The 17,655-nt window shown below is 69.5% G+C and carries 19 protein-coding genes; 2 read left to right on the top strand and 17 right to left on the bottom strand.

Translation table 11 applies throughout. The features are described 5' to 3' along the window. Nucleotides 1-12: 12 nt before the first annotated feature. The 12 genes from OAW74_RS02920 to prmC all read right to left on the bottom strand — a co-directional run bounded on the left by OAW74_RS02920 (nt 13) and on the right by prmC (nt 10,212). Nucleotides 13-273, bottom strand: a complete 261-nt coding sequence (locus OAW74_RS02920) for a F0F1 ATP synthase subunit epsilon (RefSeq protein ID WP_262872832.1) — start codon at nt 271-273, stop codon at nt 13-15. Nucleotide 274: 1 nt separating this feature from the next. Then, nucleotides 275-1,723 carry a F0F1 ATP synthase subunit beta gene (gene atpD / locus OAW74_RS02915; RefSeq protein ID WP_262872831.1) on the bottom strand — a complete coding sequence of 483 codons (1,449 nt, stop codon included), beginning with the start codon at nt 1,721-1,723 and terminating at the stop codon, nt 275-277. 22 nt (nt 1,724-1,745) lie between these two features. Beyond that, a complete protein-coding gene (locus OAW74_RS02910) occupies nt 1,746-2,651 on the bottom strand; it encodes a F0F1 ATP synthase subunit gamma (RefSeq protein ID WP_262872830.1) in 906 nt (301 codons plus the stop codon). Nucleotides 2,652-2,672: 21 nt separating this feature from the next. After that, on the bottom strand, nt 2,673-4,310 hold the full coding sequence (gene atpA / locus OAW74_RS02905) for a F0F1 ATP synthase subunit alpha (RefSeq protein WP_262872829.1): 1,638 nt from the start codon (nt 4,308-4,310) through the stop codon (nt 2,673-2,675). A 74-nt stretch (nt 4,311-4,384) separates the two neighbouring features. Then, complete coding sequence (locus OAW74_RS02900; protein WP_262872828.1) at nt 4,385-5,173, bottom strand: F0F1 ATP synthase subunit delta; 789 nt, start codon at nt 5,171-5,173, stop codon at nt 4,385-4,387. Further along, entirely contained in the window at nt 5,173-5,727 is a 555-nt protein-coding gene (locus tag OAW74_RS02895) for a F0F1 ATP synthase subunit B (RefSeq protein ID WP_262872827.1), read from the bottom strand. The genes OAW74_RS02900 and OAW74_RS02895 overlap by 1 nt, the downstream gene beginning before the upstream one ends. Nucleotides 5,728-5,755: 28 nt before the next feature. Next, nucleotides 5,756-5,992, bottom strand: a complete 237-nt coding sequence (gene atpE / locus OAW74_RS02890; protein WP_262872826.1) for an ATP synthase F0 subunit C — start codon at nt 5,990-5,992, stop codon at nt 5,756-5,758. Between the two features lie 44 nt (nt 5,993-6,036). Continuing rightward, complete coding sequence (gene atpB / locus OAW74_RS02885) at nt 6,037-6,822, bottom strand: F0F1 ATP synthase subunit A (protein ID WP_378733656.1); 786 nt, start codon at nt 6,820-6,822, stop codon at nt 6,037-6,039. A 127-nt stretch (nt 6,823-6,949) separates the two neighbouring features. Continuing rightward, nucleotides 6,950-7,450 carry a hypothetical protein gene (locus OAW74_RS02880; protein ID WP_262872825.1) on the bottom strand — a complete coding sequence of 167 codons (501 nt, stop codon included), beginning with the start codon at nt 7,448-7,450 and terminating at the stop codon, nt 6,950-6,952. Beyond that, nucleotides 7,447-8,598 (bottom strand): MraY family glycosyltransferase, encoded by a 1,152-nt coding sequence (locus tag OAW74_RS02875; RefSeq protein WP_262872824.1) that lies wholly within the window; start codon nt 8,596-8,598, stop codon nt 7,447-7,449. The genes OAW74_RS02880 and OAW74_RS02875 overlap by 4 nt, the downstream gene beginning before the upstream one ends. Then, nucleotides 8,595-9,284 carry an L-threonylcarbamoyladenylate synthase gene (locus OAW74_RS02870; RefSeq protein WP_262872823.1) on the bottom strand — a complete coding sequence of 230 codons (690 nt, stop codon included), beginning with the start codon at nt 9,282-9,284 and terminating at the stop codon, nt 8,595-8,597. The genes OAW74_RS02875 and OAW74_RS02870 overlap by 4 nt, the downstream gene beginning before the upstream one ends. Before the next feature lie 46 nt (nt 9,285-9,330). Then, complete coding sequence (gene prmC / locus OAW74_RS02865; RefSeq protein ID WP_262872822.1) at nt 9,331-10,212, bottom strand: peptide chain release factor N(5)-glutamine methyltransferase; 882 nt, start codon at nt 10,210-10,212, stop codon at nt 9,331-9,333. A gap of 126 nt (nt 10,213-10,338) precedes the next feature. Between prmC and cysK the strand changes: the two genes are divergently transcribed. Beyond that, entirely contained in the window at nt 10,339-11,277 is a 939-nt protein-coding gene (gene cysK / locus OAW74_RS02860) for a cysteine synthase A (protein ID WP_262872821.1), read from the top strand. Next, nucleotides 11,277-11,846, top strand: a complete 570-nt coding sequence (gene epsC / locus OAW74_RS02855) for a serine O-acetyltransferase EpsC (protein WP_262872820.1) — start codon at nt 11,277-11,279, stop codon at nt 11,844-11,846. The genes cysK and epsC overlap by 1 nt, the downstream gene beginning before the upstream one ends. A gap of 11 nt (nt 11,847-11,857) precedes the next feature. Here the strand turns inward: epsC and OAW74_RS02850 are convergent, their stop codons facing one another. The 5 genes from OAW74_RS02850 to thrC form a co-directional block, all read right to left on the bottom strand. Beyond that, a complete protein-coding gene (locus OAW74_RS02850; protein ID WP_262872819.1) occupies nt 11,858-12,268 on the bottom strand; it encodes a hypothetical protein in 411 nt (136 codons plus the stop codon). Between the two features lie 53 nt (nt 12,269-12,321). Next, nucleotides 12,322-13,401: a peptide chain release factor 1 gene (gene prfA / locus OAW74_RS02845; RefSeq protein WP_262873909.1), complete on the bottom strand. Its 1,080-nt coding sequence runs from the start codon at nt 13,399-13,401 to the stop codon at nt 12,322-12,324. A 21-nt stretch (nt 13,402-13,422) separates the two neighbouring features. Further along, complete coding sequence (rho, locus tag OAW74_RS02840; RefSeq protein WP_262872818.1) at nt 13,423-15,363, bottom strand: transcription termination factor Rho; 1,941 nt, start codon at nt 15,361-15,363, stop codon at nt 13,423-13,425. Between the two features lie 178 nt (nt 15,364-15,541). Beyond that, nucleotides 15,542-16,447, bottom strand: a complete 906-nt coding sequence (gene thrB, locus OAW74_RS02835) for a homoserine kinase (RefSeq protein ID WP_262873908.1) — start codon at nt 16,445-16,447, stop codon at nt 15,542-15,544. 119 nt (nt 16,448-16,566) lie between these two features. After that, on the bottom strand, nt 16,567-17,655 hold the full coding sequence (gene thrC / locus OAW74_RS02830) for a threonine synthase (protein ID WP_262872817.1): 1,089 nt from the start codon (nt 17,653-17,655) through the stop codon (nt 16,567-16,569).

Raw genomic sequence — 17,655 nt, 5'->3', positions numbered from 1 at the left:
GTTGTGAGAGCGTCAGGCGACCAGCGCGGCGTTGCCGGCCACGATCGTCACCACGTCGGCTTCGAACGAGAGGAACCCGTCCTGGGCGTCGGCGACCACCTTCGTGCCGTCGGGCTGCGTGATGCGCACCTGACCTTCGGCCAGGATCGCCAGCACCGGCTCGTGCCCAGGCATGAAGCCGATCTCGCCGAGGATGGTCTTGGCGACCACGAGCGAGGCTTCACCCGCCCAGACTTCCTCCTCGGCCGAGACGAGACTGACGTTCAGAGCCATCTCAGGCGTTCTCCTTCTGGATCTTCGCCCACTTCTCTTCGACGTCGGAGATGCCGCCGACGTTGAAGAAGGCCTGCTCGGCCACGTGGTCGAAGTCGCCCTTGACGATCGCGTCGAACGACTCGATGGTCTCCTTGATCGGGACCGTGGAGCCCTCGACGCCGGTGAACTTCTTGGCCATGTAGGTGTTCTGCGAGAGGAACTGCTGGATGCGGCGCGCGCGGGCGACGACGACCTTGTCCTCTTCGGAGAGCTCGTCGACGCCGAGGATCGCGATGATCTCCTGCAGCTCCTTGTTCTTCTGCAGGATCTGCTTCACGGCGATGGCCACGCGGTAGTGGTCGGCGCCGATGTAGCGGGGGTCGAGGATGCGGCTCGTCGAGGCGAGCGGGTCGACGGCGGGGTACAGACCCTTCGACGCGATCTCACGGGAGAGCTCGGTCGTGGCGTCGAGGTGGGCGAACGTGGTCGCCGGCGCCGGGTCGGTGTAGTCGTCGGCGGGCACATAGATCGCCTGGAGCGAGGTGATCGAGTGACCGCGGGTCGAGGTGATGCGCTCCTGGAGCACACCCATCTCGTCGGCGAGGTTCGGCTGGTAGCCCACGGCCGAGGGCATGCGGCCCAGCAGCGTCGAGACCTCGGAACCTGCCTGCGTGAACCGGAAGATGTTGTCGATGAACAGCAGCACGTCCTGGTTCTGCACGTCGCGGAAGTACTCCGCCATCGTGAGGGCCGAGAGGGCCACGCGAAGACGCGTCCCCGGCGGCTCGTCCATCTGGCCGAACACGAGCGCGGTCTTGTCGAACACGCCGGCGTCTTCCATCTCGTGGATGAGGTCGTTGCCCTCACGCGTGCGCTCGCCGACACCGGCGAACACCGACACACCGCCGTGGTCCTGCGCGACGCGCTGGATCATCTCCTGGATGAGGACGGTCTTGCCGACGCCCGCGCCGCCGAACAGGCCGATCTTGCCACCCTGCACGTAGGGGGTGAGCAGGTCGATCACCTTGATGCCCGTCTCGAACATCTGGGTCTTCGACTCGAGCTGGTCGAAGGCGGGAGCCTGGCGGTGGATGCCCCAGCGCTCGGTGATCTCGATCTTCTCGCCGGGCTCCGCGTTGAGCACGTCACCGGTGACGTTGAAGACCTTGCCCTTGGTGACGTCGCCGACGGGCACCGAGATGGGGCCGCCGGTGTCGCGCACCTCCTGCCCGCGCACGACGCCGTCGGTGGGCTTGAGGGCGATGGCGCGGACGAGGTCGTCGCCGAGGTGCTGGGCGACCTCGAGGGTGATCTCGGTCGACTCCCCCTCGATCGTGATCGTCGTCTTGAGCGCGTTGTAGATGTCGGGGATCGAGTCGTGCGGGAACTCGATGTCGACGACGGGGCCGGTGACGCGCGCGACGCGACCGACGACCGTGGTCGCGGACTCCTGTGCGGTGAGGCTCATGGCTTCTTCTCTTTCGTGTGGTCTATTTGCCCGACGCCAGAGCGTCGGCGCCGCCGACGATCTCGGCGATCTGCTGCGTGATCTCGGCCTGGCGCGCGTTGTTGCGCAGGCGGGTGTAGTCGGTGATGAGCTTGTCGGCGTTGTCGCTGGCCGACTTCATCGCCTTCTGCGTCGCGGCGTGCTTGGCCGCCGACGACTGCAGGAGGGCGTTGAAGACCCGGCTCTGGATGTAGACCGGCAGGATCTGGTCGAGCACGACGCCGGCCTCGGGCTCGAACTCGTAGAGCGGGTAGACGGATGCGGCAGCCGCAGCATCCGCGTCGTCCGCCTCGACGACCTCGAGCGGGAGCAGGCGCACCCGCTCCGGCTCCTGGGTGATCATGCTCACGAAGCGGTTGTAGACGAGGTTGATCTCGTCGACGCCGCCCTCGTCGCCGCCGCGGTCGTAGGCGTCGAGCAGCTCCTGCGCGATCGCCTCGGCCGTGGAGAAGTGCGGCGTGTCGGTGTCGCCCGTCCACTCCGCGGCCGCCTTCATGCCGCGGAACTGGAAGTACCCGACGGCCTTGCGGCCGATGAGGTAGTAGACCGGCTCCTTGCCCTGCTGGCGCAGCAGCTCGCCCAGCTCGAGGCCCTCACGGAGGATCTGCGAGTTGAACGCGCCCGCGAGCCCACGGTCGGAGGCGAAGATCACCACCGCGGAGCGGCGGATCACCTCGCGCTCGTGCGTGAGGGGGTGGTCGATGTTCGAGTGCGTCGCCACGGCGGAGACGGCACGCGTCACGGCCTGCGCGAAGGGAGACGACGCGCGAACCCGCGCCATCGCCTTCTGGATGCGCGAAGCCGCGATGAGTTCCATCGCCTTCGTGATCTTCTTGGTGGTCTGAGCAGAGGTGATCTTCTGCTTATAGACCCGCAGTTGTGCGCCCATGGTCCTTGTCTCGGCTCGAGGTCAGCGACGGCCCTTGACGATCTGCGCCTGGTTGACGTCGGCCTCGTCGGCCGCGGCGACCTCCTCGTGCCCGGGCTTGGCGATGGCCTGGCCCTTGCCCGACTGGAACTCGAGGATGAAGGTGTCGGTGACCTTCTCGAGCTCTGCCAGCGTGTCGTCGTCCAGCACGTTCGTGTCGCGGAGCGTGTCGAGGATCTTCGTGTTGCGGCGCAGGTAGTCCAGCAGCTCGCGCTCGAACGGCAGCACGTCCTCGACCTCGATCGTGTCGAGCTTGCCGTTGGTGCCGGCCCAGATCGAGACGACCTGCTCCTCGACGGGGTACGGCGAGTACTGCGGCTGCTTGAGCAGCTCGGTCAGGCGCGCACCGCGGTCGAGCTGACGGCGCGAGGCGGCGTCGAGGTCGGAGGCGAACATCGCGAACGCCTCGAGCGAGCGGTACTGCGCCAGCTCGAGCTTGAGCGTGCCGGAGACCTTCTTGATCGACTTGACCTGGGCGTCGCCGCCGACGCGCGAGACCGAGATGCCCACGTCGACCGCGGGGCGCTGGTTGGCGTTGAACAGGTCGGACTGCAGGAAGATCTGGCCGTCGGTGATCGAGATCACGTTGGTCGGGATGTAAGCCGACACATCGTTGGCCTTGGTCTCGATGATGGGAAGACCCGTCATCGAACCCGCGCCCAGCTCGTCGCTCAGCTTCGCGCAGCGCTCGAGCAGACGCGAGTGCAGGTAGAAGACGTCGCCGGGGTAGGCCTCGCGGCCCGGCGGGCGACGCAGCAGCAGCGACACGGCGCGGTAGGCCTCGGCCTGCTTCGACAGGTCGTCGAAGATGATCAGGACGTGCTTGCCCTCGTACATCCAGTGCTGGCCGATGGCCGAGCCGGTGTAGGGGGCGAGGTACTTGAAGCCCGCAGGGTCGGATGCGGGGGCCGCGACGATCGTCGTGTACTCCATGGCGCCGGCGTCTTCGAGCGCGCCTCGGACCGAGGCGATGGTCGAGCCCTTCTGGCCGATCGCGACATAGATGCAGCGCACCTGCTTGGTCGGGTCGCCCGACTCCCAGTTGGCCTTCTGGTTGATGATCGTGTCGATCGCGATGGCGGTCTTGCCGGTCTGGCGGTCGCCGATGATGAGCTGGCGCTGACCGCGGCCGATCGGGATCATCGCGTCGATCGCCTTGATGCCGGTCTGCATCGGCTCGTGCACGCTCTTGCGCTGCATGACGCCGGGCGCCTGCAGCTCGAGGGCGCGGCGGCCGACCGTGGCGATCTCGCCGAGACCGTCGATCGCGGTGCCGAGCGGGTCGACGACGCGACCGAGGTAGCCGTCGCCGACGGGCACCGACAGCACCTCGCCGGTGCGGGTGACCTGCTGACCGGCCTCGATGCCGGCGAACTCGCCGAGCACGACGACACCGATCTCGTGCTCGTCGAGGTTCAGGGCCAGGCCCTGCGTGCCGTCTGCGAAGACGACCAGTTCGTTCGCCATGACGCCCGGCAGGCCCTCGACGTGCGCGATGCCGTCGGCGGCGTCGATGACGGTGCCGATCTCGGTCGCGGCGGCGCCGGTGGGCTCGTAGGCGGCGACGAAGTCTTTCAGCGCGTCACGAATGACGTCGGGGCTGATGGAGAGTTCTGCCATTGTCTTCCCTTTGGTAGGTGCGTATCTGTGGGGCCTGCGGCCCCGAAATCACTCCGCCGTGCGGCGGGACGTCTTCAGCCGGCGAGGCGCTGACGCAGGTCGGCCAGACGCGACGCGACGCTGGCGTCGATCACGTCGTCAGCGATCTGCACCCGCACGCCGCCGATCACACCCGGGTCGACGACGGTGTTCACCGCGACCGGGGTCTCGTAGCGCTGAGAGAGCGAGGCGACCAGTCGGTCGATCTGCGCGTCGCTCAGAGGGGTGGCCGTGGTGACCGTGGCCACCTTGCGCCCACGCTGGTCTGCGACCAGGGTCGTCGCCCAGGTCAGCAGTCGCCGCACGCGGCGCTCGCGGGGCTGCTGCACGAGCGCCGACGCGATGAGCGTGGTCGCTTCGCTGGCACGGCCCGACAGGAGCGTCCGAACGAGGTCGCCCTTGGCCGCCGCGTCGCCGAGCCGACTGCCGAGCGCCAGCTCGAGATCGGGGTTGGCCGCCACCGTGCGCGAGAAGCGGAACAGCTCCCCTTCGACGTCGGCGTCGGGGGCCGCGATGGCCGCAGAGCGGATCGCGAGCTCCTCGGTGGCCTCGACGAGGTCCGCCGCCCGCGACCAGCGCTGGCCCACGAGCATCGTCAGCAGCGAGCGCGTCGTGGCGCTCGCTGCGCCGAACACCTCGGCGACGACCTTCGCCCGCAGCTCGACGGAGGCTGCAGGGTCTGCCAGCGCGCCGCTCAGCTGCGACGAGTCGCCCAGGGCGCGCGAGGCGACGAACAGCTCGCCGGCGACGTCGAGGTCGACTCCGGCGGTCGCCCGAAGGGCGTCGCCCGCAGCCGCGAGTGCCTGAGTGGTCGCGCTGCCCATTACTTGGCCGCCGTCTCTGACGCTTCGATCTCGGCGAGGAACCGGTCGACGACGGCCTGGGCCTTCTTGTCGTCCGACAGGGTCTCCCCGATCACGCCGCCGGCCAGATCCAGCGCGAGCGTCCCGACCTCGCCGCGCAGCGACACGAGGGCCGCCTGACGCTCGGCGTCGATCTGCGCGCGGGCGGATGCGGTGACCCGATCCGCCTCGGCGGTGGCGGCATCCTTGGCCTCTGCGACGATCTTCTTGCCGTCTTCGCGGGCCGCGTCACGGATGACACCGGCCTCCTTGCGGGCGTCGGCCAACTGTGCCGTGTACTCCTCGAGAGCGGCCTCGGCCTTGCGCTGGGCCTCGTCGGCCTTGGCGATGTTGCCTTCGATCGCCGCGGCGCGCTCGTCGAGCATCTTCGTGAAGCGGGGAAGGGCGACCTTCCAGAACACGAAGAGGATGATGACGAAGCACACGGCCGACCAGATGATGTCGTACCACGCGGGGATGAGCGGATTCGGAGTCTCCGCCTCCTCCGCTGCGAACGTGACAAGAGCGTTCAGCATCCTGTCTCCTTAACAGTTCGGGCGGTGATCAGTAGCCGAAGATGAAGGCGGTGGCGATGCCGATGAAGGCGAGCGCCTCGGTGAAGGCGATACCGATCCACATGAGCACCTGAAGGCGGCCGGCCAGCTCGGGCTGACGGGCGACGCCCTCGATCGTCTTGCCGACGACGATGCCCACGCCGATGGCCGGGCCGATCGCCGCGAGGCCGTAGCCGACCGTCGCGATGGAGCCGGAGACCGAGGCGAGAACCGTAGTTGCGTCCACGGGGTTTTCCTTTCGGGGTTGTGGGCGGCGCTGAGCCGACCCGCTTAGTGCTCTTCCGCCACCGCGAGCTGGATGTAGACCGCGGTGAGGAGGGCGAAGACATAGGCCTGGAGGACGGCCACCAGGATTTCGAACAGCGTGAAGGCGAAGCCGAAGGCGAGCGAGCCCGCCGCCAGCAGCGACCACCAGCCGCCCATCGTGAAGAGGAAGAACTGCGTGGCCGAGAAGAACAGCACCAGCAGCAGGTGGCCGACCATCATGTTCATGAGCAGTCGCAGCGTGAGCGTGACCGGGCGGATGATGAAGGTCGAGATCAGCTCGATCGGCGTGACGATGATGTAGATCGGCCACGGGACGCCGGCGGGGAACAGCGAGTTCTTGAAGAAGTTCTTGGGGCTCTTCTTGATGCCGGCGTAGATGAAGGTCACGTAGCTGACGATGGCCAGCAGCAGCGGCACGGCGATGATGGCGGTGCCGGCGAGGTTCAGGAACGGGATGATGCCCGTGATGTTCATGAACAGGATCATGAAGAAGATCGTCGTGAGGATCGGCAGGAACCGATCTCCGTCCTTCTTGCCGAGCAGGTCGTGCGCGATGTTGTCGCGGGCGAAGCCCAGACCCATCTCGACGACGCTCTGGAAGCGACGGGGCACGATCGTCATGCCGCGCGTGCCGAGCCAGAACACCAGCACGAGGGCGATCGTCGCGATGAACTGGATGAGGTGCACGCGCGTGACCGGGATGCCGCCGATCTCGAAGAGGACCGCGGGGAAGAACTCGTTGATCGACGGGGCGTGGAACCCTCCGTCTTCAGCGGCGTGGGTGATCAGTGTCGCAGCTTGGGTGAACAGCGCTGGCTCCAGCTTCGGGGCACCGGATGAATCCGGGGCGACGATGGTCGGTGGGCGACACCGCGCGATCGCTCTGGACGAGAGGCGCGGGCGCGAGACAACCCTATCAAACTCGCGGCGTGCCTGAGTCCCCGCTGGGTGTGATACCGCCGTCGTCGTCGGGGTCTGCGGAGGGCAGTTCGACGTCGATCTGCGGCACGCGCATCTTCAGCAGCACGACGACGTCGACCGCGAGCGAGGCGAGCACGCTGACGACCACGGCGAGGAAGAACACCGTCGTGTCGATCCACGGCTGCCCCCTCAGCAGCAGCAGGGCCACGATGAACACGACGAACTTCAGCAGCCACCCGCCGAGCACGACGCCGAAGAAGATCGGGACGTAGAGGTCGTCGCCGTACCAGCGGTTGGCGATCAGGATGCTGATGCCCGTGATCGCGAGGAAGACGGCGGCCACGAGCACCCCCACCAGTCCGCTCCAGAGGCCATTCGTACCGCCGGCGAGGTAGCCGACGACCCCTGCCAGCACGGCGAGCACCGCCGTGACGATGCCGGACCAGGCGAGGGTCGTGCGCAGGATCGGGGTGCTGGTGACGGGGTTCGATGTCATCTCACGGGCTCCGGGGTGCGGGCCGGCGCGGTCTTTCGCGACGGCAGGAAGGTCACGGTCAGGCAGGCGATCGCCCCGACGATGCCGAACAGAAGTCCCAGCAGGTACTCCCCCGGCCAGTCGGCGGTCGTGCCGATGAACATCAGCAGGAACGACAGGCTCACGACGGCCGTCCAGGCATAGAAGATCAGCACGGCGTCGCGGTCGGAGTGGCCCATGTCGAGCATCCGATGATGCAGGTGCTTGCGGTCGGGCGAGAAGGGCGACTTGCCGGCGCGCATGCGGCGCAGCACCGCCATGCCGAAGTCGAGTAGGGGCAGCAGCACCACGACCACCGGCAGCAGGATCGGGATGAAGGCACCCAGCAGCTGGGAGCGGCCGAACTCGTCGGAGCCGAGCACCGACGGCGGGATCTGGCCGGTGATGGCGATCGCCGAGCAGGCCATCAGCAGGCCCAGCATGAGCGCGCCGGCGTCGCCCATGAACAGCTTCGCGGGCTTCCAGTTCAGCGGCAGGAACCCCGCGCACGCGCCGATGAGCGCCGCGGCCAGGAAGGTGGCCAGCGAGAAGTTGCTCGTGGTGAACTCGCGCAGCAGCAGGTAGGAGTAGACGAAGAACACGCCGTTGGCGATCAGACTGACCCCCGCGACGAGGCCATCGAGGCCGTCGATGAAGTTGACGGCGTTCATCACGATGACGATCGCGAAGACCGTGAGCACGATGCTCACGGTGCTCGAGCCCACCGCGATGCCGCCGATCGGCAGCGAGTAGATCTGCAGCCCGCCGTACCAGGCGACGATCCACGCGGCGAGGAACTGGGCGGCGAGCTTGATCGTCCAGTCGAGGTCCCACAGGTCGTCGGCGACTCCGACCAGCACGATCAGCAGGGTGGCCAGCAGGATCGACCAGGGCGTGGCCGGGTCGACCCAGAACGTCTGGAAGTTCTCCATCTGCGACGAGATGAGAAAGGCCGCCACGACGCCCAGGAACATCGCGATGCCCCCGAGGCGCGGCGTCGGCGTCTTGTGCACGTCGCGCTCGCGGATGCCGGGGTAGAGCTTGTACCGCATGCTCAGTCGCCAGACGACCCACGCCAGCACGAGCGTCACGGTGGCGGTGAGCAGGACGATGAAGAGGTGGTTCCTCACGCCGCCTCACCCGGCGGCTGCGGGTCGGGCTCAAGCGCATCGCCGAGCACCTCGCGGAGCCGCTCGCGGTCGACGGCGCCCTCCCGCAGCACCCGCACGACGCCGGTGCCGCCGCCGGTCAGGCCCGTGGCGTCGACGATCGTGGAGGCGATGCCGGTGTCGGAGGCCCCGTCGTCGAGATAGACGGCCACCGAGTCGCCCAGCATGTCCTGCGCGTCGATCGCGACGACCGCGGCCGCCTTGCCGGTCAGGTTGGCGCTCGAGACGGCCAGCGGCCCTGTCTCCTCGATGAGCTCGCGCACGAGGCGGTGGTCGGGCATGCGCACCGCGACGGTGCCGTGGGTCTCGCCCAGGTCCCAGCTCAGCGACGGCTGCGAGGGCAGCACGATCGTGAGTCCCCCCGGCCAGAACGCCGCGACGAGACGCTCGACCGGCTCGGGCACTTCGGCGACGAGGGCGCGCAGCATCCCCTCCCCCGCCACGAGCACGGGAGGCGGCGACTGGCGTCCACGGCCCTTGGCGTCGAGCAGGCGCTGCACGGCCCGAGGGCTGAAGGCATCGGCGGCGACGCCGTAGACGGTGTCGGTGGGCAGCACGACGAGTTCGCCGCGGCCGATCGCCTGGCGGGCCTGGCGAAGCCCCGGCAGCAGCTGCGACTCGTCACGGCAGTCGAAGAGCGTGGACATATCCGGTCCAGTCTAGGCGCCAGGGCGCCGCCGACCTGTGAGCAGGTCAGGGATGCAGCGCCGTCGTGGCGCGGTCGCGCATCGTGAGATCGGGATGCGTGGATGCCGCCCGCCACCCGTCGGCGGTGAGGATCCGCCGGATCTCGGCACCCTGCCACTCGCCGTGCTCGATGACGATCACACCGCCGGGGTGCGCGAGGCGGAGGCCCACTCCGCTCAGCACCCGCACGACGTCGAGGCCGTCGTCGCCGCCGTAGAGGGCGGCGGGAGGATCGAAGAAGCGCACCTCGGGGTCGCGCGGGATCGCGGCGTCCGGCACGTACGGCGGGTTGGAGGCGACGACCGAGACGGTGCCGTCGAGCTCGGCGAACGCGTGCTCGAGGTCGATGAAGGCGAGCTGCGCGTTGTCGGCGCCGACCTCGGCGAAGTTCTCCTTCGTCCAGATGAACGCGTCGACCGAGTTCTCTGCGGCGAACACCCTGGCGTGCGGCACCTCGGTCGCCATCGCGAGGGCGATCGCGCCGCTGCCGGCGCCGAGGTCGACGGCGATCGGAGACGGGGATGCCGCGGCCCGCAGCGCGTCGATCGCGAGCTGCGCGACGATCTCGGTCTCGGGTCTGGGCACGAAGACGCCCGGCCCCACCCGAAGCTCGAGATGGCGGAACGGCGCGCGCCCGGTGAGGTGCTGCAGCGGCTCGCGCGCGGCGCGGCGCGCGACCAGCTCGTCGAGGGCGGCCGATGCCGCAGGCTCGAGCGCGTCGCCGCGGATTGCCGCCGCCTGCACGTCGCCGCGACTCGTGCCGAGCACGTGCGCGACCAGCAGCTCCGCGTCGACCAGCGGGTCGCCGACGCCGGCGCGCGCCAGAGTGTCGGCGGCGCCGCGGAGGGCCGCGCCGAGGGGCGCGGAAGAGTGGGGGGATTCGGACATGGCTGGTCCCAGCCTACGCGGGGGCGGAAGCATCGGTTCCGTCGCGATTCGTCACAAAAGGACGCGGGAACAGTCACGCGCATAGGCTTGTTCGCTGTCAAAGACCGACATCCCGAAAGGCCAGACATGCCCGGCATCCATTCCGACATCACGACCGCGTTCGGCAACACGCCGCTGGTCAAGCTCAACCGCGTCACCGGTGATGCCGGCGCGGAGGTGTACGCGAAGCTCGAGTACTTCAACCCCGGTTCGTCGGTCAAGGACCGCCTCGGCATCGCGATCCTCAACGCCGCCGAAGAGGCGGGCGTCCTGAAGCCCGGCGGCACGATCGTCGAGGCCACCAGCGGCAACACCGGCATCGCGCTGGCCCTGGCCGGCGCCGCCCGCGGCTACAAGGTCATCCTCACGATGCCCGCCTCGATGTCGAAGGAGCGCCGCGTGCTGCTCAAGGCCTTCGGCGCCGACCTCGTACTCACCGACCCCGCCGGCGGCATGAAGGCGGCCGTGGCCGAGGCGACCCGCATCGTCGAGGAGACCCCCGGCGCGATCCTGGCCCGCCAGTTCGAGAACGAGGCGAACCCCGCGATCCACCGCAAGACGACCGCCGAGGAGATCTGGCGCGACACCGACGGTCAGGTCGACATCTTCGTCGCCGGCGTCGGCACGGGCGGCACCATCACCGGCGTCGGCCAGGTGCTCAAGGAGCGCAACCCCGACGTCAAGGTCATCGCCGTCGAGCCCACCGCCTCGCCGCTGCTGTCGACCGGCACCCCCGGCCCCGCCAAGATCCAGGGCATCGGCCCGAACTTCGTGCCGCCGATCCTCGACACCACGATCTACGACGAGGTCGTCGGCGTCGAGTTCGAAGACGCGATCGCCACCTCGCGCGCCCTCGCCGCGCAGGAGGGCCTGCTCGTGGGCATCTCGTCCGGCGCCGCCGCGTGGGCTGCCATCCAGGTCGCGCAGCGCCCCGAGAACGCCGGCAAGAAGGTCGTCGTGATCATCCCCGACACGGGCGAGCGCTACATCACCACCGCGCTGTTCGAAGACATCCGCGAAGACTGATGGGCGCCTGGGCTCGAATCCGAGAAGACCTCGCGGCTGCCAAGCTGCGTGATCCCGCCGCACGCAGTACGGCCGAGATCGCGCTGCTGTACCCGGGGCTCCACGCGATCTGGGCCCACCGTCTGTGGCATGCGCTGTGGGTCCGGCGCGCGCGGTTCGTCGCGCGCGCCGGATCGCAGCTCACCCGCTGGCTCACCGGCATCGAGATCCACCCCGGCGCGACCATCGGCCGGCGGTTCTTCATCGACCACGGCAGCGGCGTCGTCATCGGCGAGACCGCCGAGGTCGGCGACGACGTCATGCTCTACCACGGCGTGACCCTCGGCGGCCGTCAGCGCGAGGGAGGCAAGCGCCACCCCACGATCGAAGACGGCGTCGCGATCGGCGCGGGCGCCAAGGTGCTCGGCCCCATCACGATCGGCGCGGGCTCGGTGATCGGCGCCAACGCCGTGGTCACCCGCGATGCTCCGGCCGACAGCGTGCTCGTCGGCATCCCCGCCAAGCCCCGCGGCCGCCGCACCAACGAGGAGACCAGGGCTCTGCTCTCCGGCCCCGAGTACTTCATCTGACGCGAGCGGCGCTACTTGCCGTTCTTGCGGTCCTGCACCTTCTCTTTGATGAAGAACATCGGCAGCAGCAGCGTCGCGAGCGCCGTGACGAGCCAGACGATCACCGGGCCCAGCACCCAGCCGATCCATCCGGTGATCTCGATCGCATCGATCGGCAGCAGCCAGACGACGAACAGGGCGAGGAACGTCGAGACGATGCCGACGCCGCCCAGCAGCGCCGGAGCGTTGCGCTGGGCGAACCGCGCCGTCCACGGCGCGAGCACGCTCTGCAGGATCGCGTAGATCACCACCGCGAGGATGAAGCCCCAGAGCCCGCCCTCGCCCCACACGATGTTGAAGTCGGCGAGGATCCAGTCCGCCACGAGAATGCCGAGCGCGGCCGAGACGACGAAGATCGCCGTGCGGATGAGGAACATGATCATGGCGCCAGAGTAGCCCCCGGCATCCATTCCGCGCCAGGCATGAGCGGCACGGCTCAGGCGTCGGCGGCGAGGGCCGCCAGGCGCTCCTCCTCGTCGGCCGCGATGAGCGAGTCGATGACCGGCTCGAGTGCACCGTCCATCACCTGATCGAGGTTGTACGCCTTGTAGCCGGTGCGGTGATCGGCGATGCGGTTCTCGGGGAAGTTGTAGGTGCGGATGCGCTCGGAGCGGTCCATGCCGCGGATCTGCGAGCGGCGCGCGTCGGAGGCGGCGGCATCCCGCTCCTCCTGCTGCTTCGCGAGCAGCCGTGCGCGCAGCACCCGCATGCCGGCTTCGCGGTTCTGCAGCTGGCTCTTCTCGTTCTGCATCGACACGACGATGCCGGTGGGCACGTGCGTGATGCGCACGGCCGAGTCGGTCGTGTTGACCGACTGGCCGCCGGGGCCCGACGAGCGGAAGACGTCGATCTTCAGGTCGTTCTGGTCGATCTGGATCTCTTCGGGCTCGTCGACCTCGGGAAAGACCAGCACGCCCGTCGTCGACGTGTGGATGCGCCCCTGCGACTCGGTGGCAGGCACCCGCTGCACGCGGTGCACGCCGCCCTCGTACTTCAGGTGCGCCCACACCCCCTGCGCGGGGTCGGTGCTCGAGCCCTTGAGGGCCACCTGCACGTCTTTGTAGCCGCCCAGGTCGCTCTCGTTGCGCTCGAGCAGCTCGGTCTTCCAGCCCTTCGACGCGGCGTACTGCAGATACATGCGCAGGAGGTCGGCCGCGAACAGCGCCGACTCCGCGCCGCCCTCGCCCTGCTTGATCTCCATGATCACATCACGGGCGTCGTCGGGGTCGCGAGGGATCAGCAGCCGCCGCAGCTTCTCCTGCGCCGCCGCCAGCCGCTCTTCGAGCGCGGGCACCTCGTCGGCGAACGCGTCGTCTTCCTTCGCGAGTTCGCGCGCGGCATCCAGATCGTCGGATGCGGCCCGCCACGCCTCGTGGGCGGCCACGACCTTCGACAGCTCGGCGTAGCGCCGATTGACCCGCTTTGCTCGGGACGCGTCGGCGTGCACGGCCGGGTCGGAGAGCTCCTCCTGCACGGCCGCGTGCTCGTCGATCAGCGTTCTGACCGACTCGAACATCGCGGGTTCAGCCACGAGCGCTCAGCGGATGCTGTTGTCGTGCGCGTGGCTGTGCCCGCCGCCGTGCGCGTCGCGCGCGGGCGCCGGGATCGACTTCTGCATCTGCACGAGGAACTCGACGTTGGACTGGGTCTCTTTGAGCTTGCCCAGCACCACCTCGAGGGCCTGCTGCGGGTCGAGGCCGGCGAGGGCGCGGCGCAGCTTCCAGGTGATCTTGACCTCGTCGGCCGACATCAGCATCTCTTCGCGACGCGTGGACGACGCGTTGACGTCGACCGCCGGGAAGATGCGCTTGTCGGCGAGCTGCCGCGACAGGCGCAGCTCGCTGTTGCCGGTGCCCTTGAACTCCTCGAAGATGACGTCGTCCATCTTGGAGCCGGTCTCCACGAGCGCCGTGGCCAGGATCGTGAGCGATCCGCCGTTCTCGATGTTGCGCGCCGCGCCGAAGAAGCGCTTGGGCGGGTACAGCGCCGAGGCGTCGACACCGCCGGTGAGCACGCGGCCGCTCGTGGGCGCCGAGATGTTGTAGGCGCGACCGAGGCGGGTGATGGAGTCGAGCAGCACGACGACGTCGCGGCCGAGCTCGACCAGGCGCTTGGCACGCTCGATGGCGAGCTCTGCGACGGTCGTGTGGTCTTCTGCCGGGCGGTCGAAGGTCGAGGCGATGACCTCGCCCTTGACGGTGCGCTGCATGTCGGTGACCTCTTCAGGACGCTCGTCGACGAGCACGACCATGAGGTGCACTTCGGGGTTGTTGATCGCGATGGCGTTGGCGATCTGCTGCAGCACGATCGTCTTGCCGGCCTTGGGCGGCGCGACGATGAGACCGCGCTGGCCCTTGCCGATCGGAGCGACCAGGTCGATGATGCGCTGGGTGAGCTTCTCGGGCGCGGTCTCCAGGCGCAGGCGCTCCTGGGGGTACAGCGGCGTCAGCTTGCCGAACTCGACGCGTCCGGCGGCGTCGTCGACCGACAGACCGTTGACGGCGTCGACCTTGACCAGCGCGTTGTACTTCTGGCGGCTCGACTGCTCGCCCTCGCGGGGCTGCTTGATGGCGCCCACGACGGCGTCGCCCTTGCGCAGGTTGTACTTCTTGACCTGGCCGAGCGAGACGTACACGTCGCTCGGGCCGGGGAGGTACCCGGTGGTGCGCACGAAGGCGTAGTTGTCGAGCACGTCGAGGATGCCCGCGATCGGGATGAGCACATCGTCCTCGCCGATCTCGGTCTCGAACTCGTCGCCCGCAGCACCCTGGGTGCGGCGCTTGTTGCGCTGGCGGTTGCGGCCGTTGCGGCCGCCCTCGTCGTCGGCGTCGGCGGATGCCGCAGGCTGCGCCTCGGCGCCGCCCTGGTTCTGGCCGCTCTGGGCGTTCTGGCCGCCCTGGTTCTGACCGCCCTGGGCGTTCTGCCCGTTGCGGTTGCGGCTGCGGCTGCGCGAGCGGCTCCGGCTGCGGCTCGAGCCGCCCTCTGCCTGCTGGTCGCCGTCGGACTCGCCGTCGGCGGGCTGCTCAGCGGCCTCGGCAGGCTGCTCGCCCTCGGTCGGCGCGGACTCGGTCGGCGCGGACTCGGTCGGCGCGGACTCGGCGGCCTGGTCGGCCTCGACCGCGTCTGCGACGGGCTCGGCGGCGGCGTCCGGTGCCGCCTCGGCGACCTCGGCGGGCGCCGGAGCGTCGGCGGGCTGCTCGGGCGCGGCCTCGGCGGCGGGCTTCTTGGCTCGGCGGGGGGCGCGCTTGGGCTTGGCCGGCGCCTCGACGACGGGCGCCTCGGGCTCCGCGGGCTCGGGCTCGGCGGCGGGCGCCTCAGCGGGGGCCTCCTCAGCGGGGACCTCCTCGGCGGGGGTCTCTTCGGCGGGCGCCTCTTCGGCCGGGGCCTCGACGGTCTCGGCGGCGACCTCGGCGGCGGGCGCGTCGGTGCGCTCCTCGGCGGGCACGTCGGTGGACTGGATCTCGGAGATGGACTCCACGAGTTCTCCTTTGTGGGAACGGATTTCGAATGTGCAGAAGTGCATAGAGCCGTGCAGCGCAGGACTCTGCGCTGGCCGCCCGGGGCGAGGCTGCAAGCCGAACGGCTGCGCAGCGGATCGCACGTGCGGGGGCTATGCGGGGGTTTCGCAGATTGCGGCGGAGGCCAGATTCACGTGTTTACGGGGAATCCTCCGCCTGCTCCCTCACTGTACCACCCTTGAAGTCGACCGCGAGCATATGCGACTCCCAGGGAGTGTCGGTGATCTCGGCCACCAGCTCCGCGGCCGCGAGCCGCTGCCCCGGCCCATCGGCGAGCACCAGCACGCTGGGGCCCGCACCCGAGACGACCGCCGCGAAGCCCGCCGCGCGCAGTCCTCGGACGAGCTTGTCGGTCTCGGGCATGGCCTGGGCGCGGTAGCCCTGGTGCAGCTTGTCTTCGGTGGCCGACATCAGCAGCTCGGGGCTCTGGGTGAGCGCCGCGATCAGCAGGGCGGAGCGCGACACGTTGAAAACGGCGTCCTCCCTCGGCACCTGCAGCGGCTGCAGGCTGCGGGCGAGCGAGGTCGACATGGTGAAGCCGGGGACGAAGACCAGCGGCGAGACACCGCGGTGCACGAGCAGCTTCTTGTGCAGCGGGCCGGACTCGTCGGTCCAGGCGATCGTGAGGCCTCCGAACAGGGCCGGCGCGACGTTGTCGGGGTGCCCCTCCATCTCGGTCGCCAGCCGCAGCAGCAGCGCGTCGTCGATCTCGACGACGCCGTCGAGCAGTCCCTTGGCCGCGAGGATGCCGGAGACCACCGCGGCGCCCGACGAACCGAGACCCCGGCCGTGCGGGATCACGTTGCGCGCCCGCAGCCAGAGGCCGGGCAGAGGTCGATCGACCGCGGCGAAGGTGTAGGCGATCGCCTGCACGACGAGGTTCGATTCGTCGCGGGGAACGTCGTTCGCGCCCTCCCCCTCGACGTCGATGCGCAGCTCACCGGCGGGCAGCTCCGAGACCGTGAGCTCGTCGTAGATGCTCAGCGCCAGTCCCAGGGTGTCGAACCCCGGGCCGAGGTTGGCACTGGTCGCCGGCACGCGCACGACGACGGTGCGCCCTTCGACAGGCTCAGGGACCTCGACAGGCTCAGGGACCTCGACAGGCTCAGGGACCTCGACAGGCTCAGGGACCTCGACGGGCCCGGGGGCCGCAGCGGATGCTGTCACGCAGAGGCCTCCACGGGACGCAGGCCCAGCACCGAGGCCACCTCGGAGGTGGCGGCGTCGACGACGGTCGGCTCGACCTGCGAGCCGTCGGCGTTGCGCAGCGCCCACTGCGGGTCTTTCAGTCCGTGCCCCGTGACGGTCAGCACGACGCGGGACCCGGCGGGGATGAGCCCCGCCTCCGAGCGGTCGAGCAGCCCAGCCACCGAGATGGCCGATGCGGGCTCGACGAAGATGCCGACCTCGCCGGCGAGCAGCTTCTGGGCGGCGAGGATGCGCTCGTCGTCGATCGCGCCGAACCAGCCGTCGGTCGCGTCGCGGGCCTCCAGCGCCAGCTCCCACGAGGCCGGGTTGCCGATGCGGATGGCGCTGGCGACGGTCTCGGGGTTGCGCACGACCTCGCCGCGCACGAGCGGGGCCGAGCCCTCGGCCTGGAAGCCGAACATGCGGGGCACACGGGTCGAGACGCCGCGCTCGGCCTCTTCCCGGTAGCCGCGCGAGTACGCCGTGTAGTTGCCCGCGTTGCCGACGGGGATGAAGTGGAAGTCGGGCGCGTCGCCGAGCACCTCCACGATCTCGTAAGCGGCCGTCTTCTGCCCCTCGATGCGGTCGGGGTTGACCGAGTTGACCAGGTGAACGGGGTAGTGGTCGGCCAGCTCCCTGGCGATCTCGAGGCAGTCGTCGAAGTTGCCGCGGATCTGGATGAGCTGACCGTTGTGGGCGACCGCCTGGCTGAGCTTGCCCATCGCGATCTTGCCCTCCGGCACCAGCACGGCCGCCGTGATGCCGGCGTGCGCCGCATAGGCCGCGGCAGAGGCCGAAGTGTTGCCGGTCGAGGCGCAGATCACGGCCTTCGCGCCGTGCTCGACGGCACGCGAGAGCGCGACGGTCATGCCGCGGTCCTTGAACGAGCCGGTCGGGTTCATGCCCTCGAACTTGACCCAGACATCGGCACCGGTCCGCCGCGACAGCGACGGCGCCGGCAGCAGCGGGGTGCCGCCCTCGCCGAGGGTCACGACCGTGGATGCATCGGTCACGCCGAGCCGGTCGGCATACTCGCGGAGGACTCCGCGCCACACATGTGCCAT

Source organism: Microbacterium fluvii, assembly GCF_025515205.1.
GTDB classification, from domain to species: Bacteria; Actinomycetota; Actinomycetes; order Actinomycetales; family Microbacteriaceae; genus Microbacterium; species Microbacterium fluvii.
This window is presented reverse-complemented; position numbering and strand designations above follow the sequence as displayed.